Raw genomic sequence first — 12925 nt, forward strand, 5'->3', positions numbered from 1 at the left:
GGTGCCGGGCGGGCTTGAAGAGGCGCGTAGGGAGTTTGGAGGAGCGTCGGGCGGGATTGAAGAGGCGCGTAGGGGGCTTGGAGGAGCGTCGGGCGGGATTGAACAGGCGCGTAGAGGGCTTGGGAGAGTGCAGGGCGGGATTGAAGGGGCGGCGGACGGGCGCTTGAAGGGGTGTTCGGCGGCCTGAATCACGGGAGGGCGGAGCCCTCGTGCGGTCACCTGGGTGGCAGCGGCGGCCTCCGCAGGTTCGGGGCCGTGTCGTACGACGGTGGCGTTGCCGCCGGGTGTGCGGCCAGGAGGTCCAATGCCAGGCGGACCGCGTCGTCCAGGACCGCGTGCCGGCCCTCCGCCCAGTCCAGGGGGGTGCGCAGGGCTTCCACGTCCGGTTCCACGCCGTGGTTCTCCACCGACCAGCCGTAGGTGTCGAACCAGGCCGCGTTCATCGGCACCGTGATCACCGTGCCGTCGCCCAGGCGGTGGCGGCCGGTCATGCCGACCACGCCGCCCCAGGTGCGCTGGCCCACCACCGGGCCCAGCTTCAGCAGCCGGAACGCGGCGGTGATCATGTCGCCGTCGGAGGAGGTCGCCTCGTCGGCCAGGGCGACGACCGGGCCCCTGGGGGCGTTGGAGGCGTAGCTCACCGCCTGTGCGTTGCGGGTCAGGTCCCAGCCGAGGATCTTGCGGGTGAGCTTCTCCACGACCAGTTCGCTGATGTGGCCGCCCGCGTTGCCCCGGACGTCCACGATCAGTGCGGGGCGGGACACCTCCAGGCGCAGGTCCCGGTTGAACTGGGCCCAGCCCGAGCCGCCCATGTCCGGGATGTGCAGGTAGCCGCACTTGCCGCCGCTCAACTTCCTTACGACGTCACGGCGTTTGGCCACCCAGTCCTGGTACCGGAGCGGGCGCTCGTCCACCAGGGGCATGATCGCCACCCGGCGGGAGGGGCCCCCGCCCGCCGGGGAGAAGGCCAGTTCCACCGTGGTGCCGCCCGCCGCCGTCAGCAAGGGGTACGGGCCCGTGACCGGGTCGACCGGGCGGCCGTCGACATGGGTGAGGACCGCGCCCTCCCTGATCCCCGTACCCGCCAGCGGCGAACGCGCCTTGGAGTCCGACGAGTCGCCGGGCAGGATGCGCTGGACGACCCAGGAACCCTCCCGGCAGACCAGGTTGGCGCCCAGCAGGCCGATCGCGCGCTGGTAGTGCGGCGGGCCCTCGTTGCGGCGGGCGGGGGAGACGTACGCGTGCGAGGTGCCCAGCTCGCCCAGCACCTCGCGCAGCAGATCCGCGAACTCGTCGGGGGAGGCGACCCGTTCGACGAGCGGGCGGTACTGGTCCAGCACGCCGTCCCAGTCGATGCCGCACATGTCCGGCTCCCAGAAGTAGGAGCGGATGATCCGGCCCGCCTCGCCGTACGCCTGCCGCCACTCCGCCCCCGGGTCGACCTCGTGCAGGATGCGCCGCAGGTCCAGGTAGACCGTGGAGTCGGTGTCGCCCGGCTCGGTCGCGGGCAGGGCGCGCAGTTCGCCGTCGTCCATGACGACCAGGCGGGACGTGTCGCCGCTCACCGCGAACCAGTCGAGGTGGTCGACCAGTTCGGTCCTGCGGGCCTTCGCGATGTTGAAGTGCTCCAGGGTCGGCCGCCCCGACATGTCGGCCGGGTTCGCGAACGTCTCGCCCAGCGCCCCCGAGATCGGCCAGCGCAGCCAGACGAGACCGCCGCCGCTGACCGGGGCCAGCGCCGAGTACTTGGAGGCGGAGACCGGGAAGGGCGTCACCCGGCTCTCCAGGCCCTCGAACTCCACCATCACCGTCGACCCCTCCGACGTACCCCCCTCGGGCACGTCCACCGGGTCCAGGCCGCCCGCCGCCGGACGCCCGTCGGGCGAGAGCGCGAAGGGGGACGGGGTGGCGGACGAGAGCGGGACCAGGTAGGGGCGGCAGCCGAGCGGGAAGGACAGGTCGCCGGTGTGGACGTCGTAGACCGGGTCGAAGCCCCGCCAGGACAGGAACGCCAGATAGCGGCCGTCCTCCGTGAAGACCGGGTTCTCGTCCTCGAAGCGGCCGTTGGTGACGTCGACGATCACCGGGGCGCCGGGGCCGGAGATCCGGGCCAGCTTGATCTGTCGCAGCGAGCGGCCGACGCCCGGGTGCGACCAGGTCAGCCAGTCGCCGTCGGGGGAGAAGGCGAGGTCGCGCACGGGCCCGTTGACCGAGCGGATCAGCTCGGTGAGCCCGGGGTGCTCGTCGACCGGCGCGGCGCTGTCCGGGGCCACCGCGCCCGTGGCCGCGTGGAGGTCGGCACGGGTCGAGCCGCCGGGCCCCCGGTCCGTCGCCTCGGGGGCCTCGGCGGCCTGCGCCTCCCCCGTGTCCAGGAGCAGCAGCCGGCCGTCGTTCGACGCGATGGCCAGGCGCTCGCCCTCCGGGTCGGAGATCATCTCCTGGACCCGGCCCAGCTGCCCGGAGGCCAGCCTGCGCGGGGGCCGGTCGCCGCTGGCGCGCGGCAGATAGGAGATCTCGACCGCGTCCGGGCCGTCCGCGTCGGTGACGTACGCGACCTGTCCGCCGCTGCCGAGCATCTCCGGCAGCCGCACCCGGACGCCGGGGGTGTCGGCGATGGTGCGGGCGGGCCCGTCGCGGTGGGTGAGCCAGTAGAGGCTGCCGCGTACGGTGACGGCGCTGGCCCGGCCCGTCTCGTCGACGGAGAGCGAGTCGACGTTGCTGGCGGCGGGCACCTGGTGGGCGCGCCGGCCGGTGCGCGGGCCCCCCAGGCGTACCTCCAGCCGGCGCGGGGTGGCGTCGGGCGACTCCAGGTCCTCGACCAGCCACAGCTCGCCCGCGCACTGGTAGACCACCCGGTGGCCGTCGCTCGAGGCGTTGCGGGCGTAGAACGCGTCGTGGTCGGTGTGCCGGCGCAGGTCGGTGCCGTCCATCAGGCAGGAGTAGAGGTTGCCGACGCCCTCGTGGTCGGAGAGGAACGCGATGCGGCGGCCGACGAACATCGGGTTGGCGAGGTGGCCGTCGATGTCCGGGAGCAGCCGTTCGCCGTGCAGCCACAGGCGGCCCATGGCCCCGCCCCGGTAGCGCTTCCAGGCGGCCGGTTCGTGCGGGGGCGTGCCGGTGAGCAGCAGGGTGCGGCGCTCGCCGTCGATGTCGGCGACCGCGATGTCGGAGACCGGGCCCCAGGGGAGCCTGCCGCCGGGGCTCCCGTCGGTGGGGACGCTGTAGGCCCAGGAGAAGTACGAGAACGGCTGGTTGTGCGAGGACACGGCCAGGATCTGGCAGGCCTCGGCCGGATCGGGGCTCCAGCCGCAGACCCGGGCGTCCGTCGACCCCCAGTGGGTGAGCCGGCGGGCCGGGCCGCCGGCCACCGGGGCGAGGTGGATCTCGGGGTCCAGGGTGCGCCAGGTCGTGTAGGCGATGGAGGAGCCGTCGGGCGAGAAGCGCGGATGGCTGACCCGGGTCCGGTCGACGGTCACCCGCCAGGCCCGTCCTGGGCGGTGCCCCGCGGCGGCGAGAGGCGCGACCCAGAGGTCGTCCTCGGCCGCGAAGCACAGCAAGTCCTGGTGAAGGTGCGGGAAACGGAGATACGCGACGTCGTCACTCACCCCCCAATGCTTTCCGTGCGGAGGGCCCGGGGCAACTTGTGGTGCACGACACAAGCGAAACGATTTCGTTTCGCTGGACCGGGGGAGTACGGTTCAGGTGTACGAAACAGTTTCGTTCGATGCTGAGCGGGACTGAGCGAGAATGAGCGGGACACCGGACAGGTGAAGCGAACGCGAAGGAGGTCGGCACATGGCACGCACCAGGCTGACCCCCGAGCGTGAGGGCGAGCTCTACGAGGCCGTCCTCGACCTGCTCCGCGAGGTCGGCTACGACGCCCTGACCATGGACGCCATCGCCGCCCGCACCCGGTCGAGCAAGGCCACCCTCTACCGCCAGTGGGGCTCGAAGCCCGAGCTGGTCGCGAAGGCGCTGCGGCACAACAAGCCGGGGAGCCTCTCGGACATCGACACCGGTTCGCTGCGCGGGGACTTCCATGCCGCGCTGAGCCGGACCGACGACTGCCAGATGGAGAAGGACGCCGCGCTGATGCGGGGTCTGAGCCATGCCGTCCATGAGTTCCCCGAGCTGCTCCAGGCCCTGCGTGAGCTGCTGATCGAACCGGAGATGACCGGTCTCGACCAGCTGCTGCAACGGGCGGTGGACCGGGGTGAGCTGCGCCCGGACAATCCGGCGCTGAAGTACATCCCGCACATGCTGGTCGGCGCACTGGCCGCCCGGCAGCTGATCGAGGACCGCCCGCTCGACCAGGCGTTCCTCATCGATTACGTGGACTCCGTGATTCTCCCCGCTCTCGGTGTCTGACGTCCCCGTCCCACCCGTACGGCCCTCTCCCCGACGCTCCACCTGACACGCCGCTCTCGTCGTCGGGCTGGTTCCTCACGCCCGATTTCCACTCATACGACCTGACCGGGAGTACGCCCTCGTGGCCACTTTCCTCTACAAGCTCGGACGGCTCACCTTCCGCCGCCGCCGCTTCGTCGCCCTGATCTGGGTGGCGCTGCTGGCGGTCGCCGGAATCGGTATGGCCACCGCGCCCACCGACACCTCCAGCTCCTTCTCGATTCCCGGTACGGAGGCGCAGCGCGCCTTCGACCTGTTGGAACAGCGCAGCCCCGGCTCCAGTGCCGACGGCGCCACCGCCCGCGTCGTCTTCAAGGCGCCCGAGGGCGAGAAGGTGACCGACTCCGCCAACAAGGGCGAGATCACCGGCATCGTCAAGGAGCTGCGGTCCGGCTCGAAGCAGATCGCCGCGGTCGCCGACCCGTTCGAGCAGCAGGCCGTGAGCCAGGACGGTTCGACGGCGTACATCTCGGTCAACTACAAGGTCAGCTCCATGGAGCTGAGCAAGGACACCACGAACGCGCTGAAGGACGCGGGCAAGGACGCCCAGCAGAGCGGCATGAAGGTGGAGATCGGCGGTGACGCGCTCCAGGTCATGCCGCACACCGGGGCCGCCGAGGTCATCGGGGTGGGCATCGCGGCCGTCGTCCTGGTCATCACCTTCGGTTCGCTGGTCGCCGCCGGGCTCTCGCTGCTGACCGCGATCGTCGGGGTCGGGATCGGGGTCGGGTCGATCACCGCGCTGGCCAGCGTGCTGGACCTCGGCAGCACCACCGCGATCCTCGCCACGATGATCGGCCTCGCGGTCGGCATCGACTACGCGCTCTTCATCGTCTCCCGCTACCGCGCCGAGCTGGCCGCGGGCCGGGAACGCGAGGAAGCCGCCGGGCGGGCCGTCGGCACGGCCGGATCCGCGGTCGTCTTCGCCGGCCTGACCGTGGTCATCGCCCTGTCCGGCCTCGCTGTCGTCAACATCCCGATGCTGACGAAGATGGGCCTGGCCGCCGCAGCGACCGTCGCCATCGCCGTCCTCATCGCGCTCACCCTCGTCCCGGCCGCCCTCGGCTTCGCGGGCAAGCGGGTCATCGGCCGCAAGGCGCGCAAGAGCGCCGCGGTGGAGGAGAGCCCCGAGGCCAAGCCGAACATGGGCACCCGCTGGGCGCGGTTCGTGCTGCGCAAGCCGGTCTGGGTCATGCTCGTCGGCGTCCTCGGCCTCGGCATCATCGCCGTACCGGCCGCCTCGCTCGAGATGGGCCTGCCCGACGACGGCGCGCAGCCGAAGTCGACCACGCAGCGCCAGGCGTACGACATGCTCTCGGACGGCTTCGGCCCCGGGTTCAACGGGCCGCTGCTGGTCGTCGTCGACACGAAGAACAGCTCCGACGGCAAGGCCGCCGCCGCACGGGTCTCGGAGGAGATCGAGTCCATCGGCGTCGGCGCCGTCATCCCGCCCGCCTTCAACAAGGCCGGCGACACCGCGACGATCACGGTCATCCCCAAGGACCGGCCGTCCTCCGTCGCGACGGAGAACGTCGTCCACTCGATCCGCGACGCGGGTGCGGACGTCAGGTCGGACACCGGCGCCGAGGTGTTGGTCACCGGCGCCACCGCGATGAACATCGACTTCTCGCAGAAGATGAACGACGCGCTGCTGCCCTACCTGGCGCTCGTCGTCGGCCTCGCGTTCCTGCTGCTGATGCTGGTCTTCCGCTCGGTCCTCGTCCCGCTGAAAGCGGCCCTGGGCTTCCTGCTCTCGGTGGTCGCGGCCCTCGGCGCGGTCGTCGCGGTCTTCCAGTGGGGCTGGCTCGGCTCGCTCTTCGGCGTCGAGCAGACCGGTCCGATCATGAGCATGATGCCGATCTTCATGGTCGGTGTGGTCTTCGGTCTCGCGATGGACTACGAGGTCTTCCTCGTCACCCGGATGCGTGAGGCGTACGTCCACGGCGAGAGCCCCGGGCAGGCCATCGTGACCGGTTTCCAGCACGGTGCGCGGGTGGTCACGGCCGCGGCGGTGATCATGATGGCGGTCTTCTCCGGCTTCATCGGCTCCAGCGAGCAGATGGTCAAGATGATCGGCTTCTCGCTGGCGGTCGCCGTGCTCTTCGACGCCTTCGTGGTGCGGATGGCGATCGTGCCCGCCGTCCTGGCCCTGCTCGGCAAGCGGGCCTGGTGGCTGCCGCGCTGGCTGGACCGTGCGCTGCCCAACGTGGACGTGGAGGGCGAGAAGCTGCAGAAGCAGCTGACCGAGGAGCCCGGTCCCGCGGGGCACGGGGACGGCGGCGGCGAGGGCGAGCGCGAGCTCGTCCGCGTCTGACCTCCCCTCCCGCACGCGGCGGCCCGGGTCCCCCGACCCGAGCGCGTCGCCCCGACTCCGGGGCCGTGTCCGAGCGGAGCGCGGTCCCGGAAGCGCCGGTTACCTGTGGGGACGGGGGCCGGGGCACAGAGAAAGCCCCCGTGCGAACAGCACGGGGGCTTTCCTCGTTCCTCGGACGCGGCGCCCTCAGCCGTGGGCCGGCTGGGCGCCCCGCTTCGGCTGGGCGCTCCGCTCCGGGCGGGTGGTGCGGGACGGCGGCTGCGGCTCCCGGTCGGCGTCCGGCGCCGTGGCCGGTGTCTGCGCGCGGGTTCGGGCGAGGAAGCGGATCAGCGTCCGGATCTCGAACTGGAACACCTCGACCCCGTCCGTCGAGTGCAGCTCCACGATCAGCTGCGTACGGCCGCACGGCCACACGCGGACGGCGCCGCGCTCGATCGGGGTCCGCAGACCGCGTTCCAGGAGGTCGAGGCCGAAGGCCCAGTCGGTTCCGTCGGGCAGCCCGATGTGGACGGTGCGCCGTTCGTCGGCCGGGTCGTAGCGCAGGTCGACGGGGACCGGACGGGTCAGAGGGCCATCGGTGATGAGCCGGGCTCGGGCATGTACTTCGATCACAGGGGACATGGGCCGGCTCCTCCTATATGTATCGCTCTGTCCTCTAATGTCCCATATTTCAGGGAAGTGGCGCGGTGAGCGTGTGCTCGCGTGACGGCGGGTGAGCAGGCGAGCGGGTGTGGGGGTGACTCCTCGGCCCTCGTGAGGCACATGCCAGGTTTCCGCTCTTGCGCATGGTTTGCAGGACGGCACTATGATTGATGGGTTCATGACCCCGCCCGCAGGACCGCGACCGCACGGGCGCGGAGACCGCGCGGACCCTGCAGGAAGCGGAGCCTCCCATGCATGTACCCGATGGATTCATCGATGCACCTGTCTCCGTGGCCGCCGGGGTGGTCGCCGCCGGTGCGGTCGCCGTCAGCCTGCGCGGAGCGCGCCGCGAACTGGACGAGCGCACCGCGCCGCTCGCCGGGCTCGTCGCCGCCTTCATCTTCGCCGTGCAGATGCTGAACTTCCCGGTCGCGGCCGGCACCAGCGGGCATCTCATGGGCGGGGCGCTGGCCGCGATCCTCGTGGGGCCCTACACCGGGGTGCTCTGCGTCGCGGTGGTCCTGCTGATGCAGGGCATCTTCTTCGCCGACGGCGGCCTCACCGCCCTCGGCGTCAACATCACCGTCATGGGCGTGGTCACCGTCCTCGTCGCGTACGGCCTGTTCCGGCTGCTGACCGGGGTGCTCCCGCGCACCCGCCGGTCGGCCACCGCCTCCGCCTTCGTGGCCGCCCTGGTCTCCGTACCGGCCGCCGCCGCGGTCTTCACGCTGCTCTACTGGATCGGCGGCACCACCGACATCCCGATCGGCAAGGTCTTCACGGCCATGGTCGGCGTGCACACCCTGATCGGCATCGGCGAGGCGGTCATCACCGCGCTGACCGTGGGCGCGGTCCTCGCGGTGCGCCCCGACCTGGTCCACGGCGTCAGCGGGCTCGCCGCCCCCCTCAAGCTCCGGATCGACGGCGAACTGGTCGACGCCCCCGCCGCCCCCCGCGACCCCGAACCGGCCGCGGCCCGCTCCACCCGCGGGTTCTGGATCACCGGCCTGGTCTCCGCGTTCCTGCTCGCCGGCGTCGTCTCCTTCTACGCCTCCGCCGACCCGGACGGCCTGGAGAAGGTCGCCGCCGACCAGGGCATCGACGAGAAGGCCGAGGAGCACGGCGCGGCCGACTCCCCGCTCGCCGACTACGGCGTCGGCGACATCGCGGACGCCCGGCTCTCCGGCGGGCTCGCCGGGGTGATCGGCGTCAGCGCCACCGTCGTCGTCGGCACCGGGGTGTTCTGGGCGGTCCGCCGCCGCCGCGAGGACGGGCGCGCCGGCGCCTCCCGCGATCACGAGAACGCCTGACATGGGCGCGGGCCACGCCCACAAGCTCTACCGGCACGGACACTCGCCGGTCCACGAACTGCCCCCGCACTGCAAGCTCGCGGCGGTGTTCTGCTTCGTGCTGGTGGTCGTCTCCACCCCGCGCGAGGCGATGTGGGCCTTCGGGCTGTACGCGGCGCTGCTGGCCGCAGTCGCCGCCGTGGCCCGCGTCCCCGCCGGCTTCCTGCTGAGACGGCTCGTCGTCGAGGTGCCGTTCGTCGCGTTCGCCCTGCTCATGCCGTTCGTGGTGCCGGGCGAGCAGACAGCCGTGCTCGGCGTCTCCGTCAGCGTCCCCGGCCTCTGGGGCGCGTGGAACGTCCTGGCCAAGGCCACCCTCGGCGTCGCCGCCTCGGTGCTGCTGGCCTCCACCACCGAACTGCGCGCCGTCCTGCTCGGCCTCCAGCGCCTCAGGCTGCCGCCGCTGCTCGTGCAGATCGCCTCGTTCATGATCCGGTACGGGGACGTCGTCACCGACGAGATGCGGCGGATGTCGATCGCCCGCCGCTCCCGGGGGTTCGAGGCGCGCGGCGTACGGCAGTGGCGGGTGCTCGCCGCCTCGGCGGGCGCCCTGTTCATCCGCTCCTACGAACGCGGCGAACGCGTCCACCTCGCCATGGTCAGCCGCGGCTACACCGGGACGATGCCGGTCATCGACGAGGCGACCGCCACCCGCACCCAGTGGGCGTACGCGGCGGCCCTCCCCGCACTCGCCCTCGCCGTCTGTCTGTTGGGATGGACCCTGTGACCGCCTCCATGAAGGACACCCCGTCGCTCGAAGTCAGCGGCCTCGCCTACGCCTACCCCGACGGCCACCAGGCCCTCTTCGGGGTGAACCTGACCGTCGGACGCGGCGAACGCGTCGCGCTCCTCGGCCCCAACGGAGCGGGCAAGACCACCCTCGTCCTGCACCTCAACGGCATCCTGGACGCCGGCTCGGGCACGGTGCGCGTCGCCGGCCTCCCGGTCGCCAAACGGAACCTCGCCGAGATCCGCCGCCGCGTCGGCATCGTCTTCCAGGACCCCGACGACCAGCTGTTCATGCCCACCGTCCGCGAGGACGTCGCCTTCGGGCCCGCCTCCGCCGGACTGCGCGGCCCGGAGCTGGAGGAGCGGGTCCGCCACGCGCTGAAGCAGGTCGGCATGGAGGAGTTCGCCGCCCGGCCGCCGCACCACCTCTCCTTCGGGCAGCGTCGCCGCGTCGCCGTGGCCACCGTCCTTGCGATGGAGCCGGAGATCCTCGTCCTGGACGAACCCTCCTCCAACCTGGACCCGGCCTCCCGCCGCGAACTGGCCGACATCCTGCGGTCCCTGGACGTCACCGTGCTGATGGTCACCCACGACCTGCCGTACGCCCTGGAGCTCTGCCCGCGCGCCGTCATCCTCAGCGAGGGCGTCATCGCCGCCGACGACCGCACCCAGGACCTGCTCCGCGACGAGAAGTTGATGCGTTCCCACCGGCTGGAGCTGCCGTTCGGCTTCGATCCGCGTTCGGTCACCGTTCCATCGTCGTAAACAGATCGTGACAGTGCGGTGGTGACGGTGACCCACTCCCCACGCACCCCACCGGGACGTGCACCATGGGGGGATGAGCGGGAGCGCGGGAGTGAGCACGGCGGGCGCGGAAGCGGAACCGGAACCGGACACGGGAGCGGGAGCAAGGGGTACGGAGGCGGCCGCGGCCGTGACCGTGGACGTACGGGGCACGGTGGCGGCCGGATTCGAACCGGTCGCGGACGCCTTCGTCCGTAACTTCGAGCAGCGCGGGGAGCGCGGCGCGGCCGTCGCCGTCTACCGCCACGGGCGCAAGGTCGTCGACCTGTGGGCCGGTACGCGAGACGTCGACGGGGCCGAACCGTGGGCCGTCGACACCGTCCAGATCGTCCGGTCGGCGGGCAAGGGCATCGCCGCCGCCGTCCCCCTGCTCCTCCACCAGCGCGGGCAGGTCGACCTGGACGCCCCGGTCTCCACCTACTGGCCGGAGTTCACGGCGAACGGCAAGGAACGCGTCCTGGTCCGCGACCTCCTCGCCCACCGGGCCGGGATCCCCGCCCTGGACACCCCCCTCACCCCCGCCGAGGCCGCCGACGGGGTCTCCGGGCCCGCGGCCGTCGCCGCCCAGCGCCCGCAGTGGGAGCCCGGCGCCGACCACGGCTACCACGCCCAGACCTACAGCTGGCTGATCGGCGAGCTGGTCCGCCGCGCCACCGGCCGCACCATCGGCCGCTGGATCGCCGAGGAGATCGCCCGCCCGCTCGGCCTCGACTTCTGGTTCGGGCTCCCTGCCGACGAGGCGCACCGCATCGGCCGCATCGGCCCGGTGGGCCCCCCGGCCGGCTCCGCCGCATCGGGCGCGCTGCGCGTCCGCCCCAAACGCTCCGTCGTGGAGGCCTACCGCGACCCGGACTCCCTCACCCGCAGGGCGTTCGGTGCGATCGACCCGTTCCCCGACGAGAACGACCCCGCCTACCGCACGGCCGAGCTCCCCGCCTCCAACGGCATCGCGACCGCCCGGGGCCTGGCCCGCTGCTACGCCGCGATGATCGGTCCCGTCGACGGCCACCGCCGCCTGTTCGCCCCCGCCACGCTCACCCTGGCCCGCACCGAGGAGTCGGCGGGCCCGGACCGCGTCCTCGTCGTCAACACCCGCTTCGGCCTGGGCTACATGCTGCACGGCCCGGCCGCCCCGCTGCTCGGCCCCGGCTCCTTCGGCCACCCCGGACGCGGCGGCTCCCTCGGCTTCGCCGACCCCGAGTCCGGCATCGCGCTCGGCTATGTCACCAACGGACTCCAGAAGGGAGTCACCGCCGACCCCCGTGCCCAGGCCCTGGTCAGGGCAGTACGGTCGGCGCTATGACACCAGCCCGGACACCAGCCCGTTTTGCCGGATACAGCGCCCTGATCACGGCTGCCGGCCAAGGCATCGGCGCGGCAACGGCCCGCCGTCTGGCGGCGGAAGGGGCCTGCGTACTGGTCACCGACCTGGACGCGCAGCGCGCCGCCCGCACGGCGGCGGCGGTACGCGAGGCGGGCGGCACCGCCGAACCCCTCGTCTGCGACGTGGCCGACCGGGCGGCGGTCGAGGCGGCGGTGGCGTACGCGGTCGAGACCTTCGGCGGCCTGGACGTCCTGGTCAACAACGCCTACGCGGCGGGCGAGGACGAGCCGCTCTTCGAGGACGAGACGGACGAGGTCTGGGAACGCGACCTGGACATCACCCTCTCCGGCCCGTTCCGCTGCGCCCGCGCCGCGCTGCCGCACCTGGCCGCCTCGGGCCGGGGCGCGATCGTCACCATCGGCTCGGTCAACGGCGAACAGTCCTTCGGCGGCCACGCCTACAGCGCCGCCAAGGCGGGCCTGACCAGCCTGACCCGTACGCTGGCGGGCCACGCGGGACCGCGCGGCGTGCGCGTCAACCTGGTCGCCCCCGGCACGATCCGCACCGACGCCTGGGCGGGCCGCGACGCCGAACTGGACCGGGCCGCCGCCCTCTACCCGCTCGGCCGCGTCGGCACCCCCGAGGACGTCGCGTCCGCCGTCGCCTTCCTCGCCTCCACGGACGCGGCCTGGATCACCGGGACGACGCTGCGCGTGGACGGCGGGATCCTCGCGGTGAACACCGGCTTCCGGCAGGCGATGACGCAGCCGTGATCCGGGGCCGCCGGTGGCGGAACGGGCCCGCGGCAGCCGCGAAATCCCGTGGTCGCCGGTGCGAGGACGGATTTACCCTGCGCGGATGATCGACCACGGACACACCGACAAGACCGGCCGCCCCGTCACCCTGTGCGCGGTGGACGCGGACAACTGGCGGGCGGTCGCCGACAGCGCGCCCCGCGACGACCAGCGCGACTGGGTCCCGGCCCTGGCCGCCCGCTACCTGGTGCTGAGCGGCCGCGAGGACACCTGGACCTCACTGGCCGTCCGCGCGGGCGACGAGGTGGCCGGGCACATCATGTGGGCCCGGGACGAGGACGGTTCGCACTGGATCGGCGGCATGCTGATCGACGCCGCCCACCAGGGCACGGGCATCGGCCGCGCCGCCGTACGGACCCTGTCGGCCTGGCTCTCCGCCCGCGCGGACGGCACCGCCGTACGCCTCTCCTACGCCCCGGAGAACCAGGCCGCCGCGCACCTGTACGCAGCGCTCGGCTTCCGCCCGACGGGGGTGGAGGAGGACGGGGAGGTGGTGGCGGAGCTGATCACGGACTCCGCTCGGTGAGGCCGGGGCGACGAGGCG

The 12925-nt window shown here is 72.6% G+C and carries 10 protein-coding genes; 8 read left to right on the top strand and 2 right to left on the bottom strand.

Annotated features, from left to right (window positions below):
- Positions 1 to 215: 215 nt before the first annotated feature.
- Positions 216 to 3605, bottom strand: a complete 3390-nt coding sequence (locus ACH4UK_RS26670; protein WP_398360280.1) for a S41 family peptidase — start codon at positions 3603 to 3605, stop codon at positions 216 to 218.
- A gap of 190 nt (positions 3606 to 3795) precedes the next feature.
- Here ACH4UK_RS26670 and ACH4UK_RS26675 point away from each other — a divergent pair, with 190 nt between their 5' ends.
- Both ACH4UK_RS26675 and ACH4UK_RS26680 read left to right on the top strand, forming a co-directional pair.
- Positions 3796 to 4368, top strand: coding sequence for a TetR/AcrR family transcriptional regulator (locus ACH4UK_RS26675; RefSeq protein ID WP_398360283.1), 573 nt, complete (start codon positions 3796 to 3798; stop codon positions 4366 to 4368).
- Positions 4369 to 4489: 121 nt separating this feature from the next.
- On the top strand, positions 4490 to 6721 hold the full coding sequence (locus tag ACH4UK_RS26680; protein ID WP_398360285.1) for an MMPL family transporter: 2232 nt from the start codon (positions 4490 to 4492) through the stop codon (positions 6719 to 6721).
- A 186-nt stretch (positions 6722 to 6907) separates the two neighbouring features.
- On the opposite strand, the gene ACH4UK_RS26685 is transcribed toward ACH4UK_RS26680, so the two are convergent.
- On the bottom strand, positions 6908 to 7342 hold the full coding sequence (locus tag ACH4UK_RS26685) for an SsgA family sporulation/cell division regulator (RefSeq protein ID WP_398360287.1): 435 nt from the start codon (positions 7340 to 7342) through the stop codon (positions 6908 to 6910).
- Between the two features lie 272 nt (positions 7343 to 7614).
- Between ACH4UK_RS26685 and ACH4UK_RS26690 the strand changes: the two genes are divergently transcribed.
- The 6 genes from ACH4UK_RS26690 to ACH4UK_RS26715 all read left to right on the top strand — a co-directional run bounded on the left by ACH4UK_RS26690 (position 7615) and on the right by ACH4UK_RS26715 (position 12907).
- Entirely contained in the window at positions 7615 to 8673 is a 1059-nt protein-coding gene (locus ACH4UK_RS26690; protein WP_398360289.1) for an energy-coupling factor ABC transporter permease, read from the top strand.
- A gap of 1 nt (position 8674) precedes the next feature.
- Positions 8675 to 9436 (top strand): cobalt ECF transporter T component CbiQ, encoded by a 762-nt coding sequence (cbiQ, locus tag ACH4UK_RS26695; RefSeq protein WP_398360291.1) that lies wholly within the window; start codon positions 8675 to 8677, stop codon positions 9434 to 9436.
- Positions 9424 to 10203, top strand: a complete 780-nt coding sequence (locus tag ACH4UK_RS26700; protein ID WP_398360293.1) for an energy-coupling factor ABC transporter ATP-binding protein — start codon at positions 9424 to 9426, stop codon at positions 10201 to 10203. The genes cbiQ and ACH4UK_RS26700 overlap by 13 nt, the downstream gene beginning before the upstream one ends.
- A 175-nt stretch (positions 10204 to 10378) precedes the next feature.
- A complete protein-coding gene (locus ACH4UK_RS26705; protein WP_398360629.1) occupies positions 10379 to 11545 on the top strand; it encodes a serine hydrolase domain-containing protein in 1167 nt (388 codons plus the stop codon).
- Entirely contained in the window at positions 11542 to 12339 is a 798-nt protein-coding gene (locus ACH4UK_RS26710; protein ID WP_398360295.1) for an SDR family NAD(P)-dependent oxidoreductase, read from the top strand. The genes ACH4UK_RS26705 and ACH4UK_RS26710 overlap by 4 nt, the downstream gene beginning before the upstream one ends.
- Positions 12340 to 12424: 85 nt before the next feature.
- Positions 12425 to 12907: a GNAT family N-acetyltransferase gene (locus ACH4UK_RS26715; protein ID WP_398360296.1), complete on the top strand. Its 483-nt coding sequence runs from the start codon at positions 12425 to 12427 to the stop codon at positions 12905 to 12907.
- Positions 12908 to 12925 lie beyond the last annotated feature (18 nt).

This window comes from Streptomyces sp. NPDC020884 (assembly GCF_044333935.1).
Lineage (GTDB): Bacteria > Actinomycetota > Actinomycetes > Streptomycetales > Streptomycetaceae > Streptomyces.

Bases quoted from the DNA above. Each gene is read 5' to 3' on its own strand.
- ACH4UK_RS26715 (WP_398360296.1), top strand. From the start codon at position 12,425: ATGATCGACCACGGACACACCGACAAGACCGGCCGCCCCGTCACCCTG.
- ACH4UK_RS26710 (WP_398360295.1), top strand. From the start codon at position 11,542: ATGACACCAGCCCGGACACCAGCCCGTTTTGCCGGATACAGCGCCCTG.
- ACH4UK_RS26685 (WP_398360287.1), bottom strand. From the start codon at position 7,342: ATGTCCCCTGTGATCGAAGTACATGCCCGAGCCCGGCTCATCACCGAT.
- ACH4UK_RS26700 (WP_398360293.1), top strand. From the start codon at position 9,424: ATGGACCCTGTGACCGCCTCCATGAAGGACACCCCGTCGCTCGAAGTC.
- ACH4UK_RS26690 (WP_398360289.1), top strand. From the start codon at position 7,615: ATGCATGTACCCGATGGATTCATCGATGCACCTGTCTCCGTGGCCGCC.
- cbiQ (WP_398360291.1), top strand. From the start codon at position 8,675: ATGGGCGCGGGCCACGCCCACAAGCTCTACCGGCACGGACACTCGCCG.
- ACH4UK_RS26675 (WP_398360283.1), top strand. From the start codon at position 3,796: ATGGCACGCACCAGGCTGACCCCCGAGCGTGAGGGCGAGCTCTACGAG.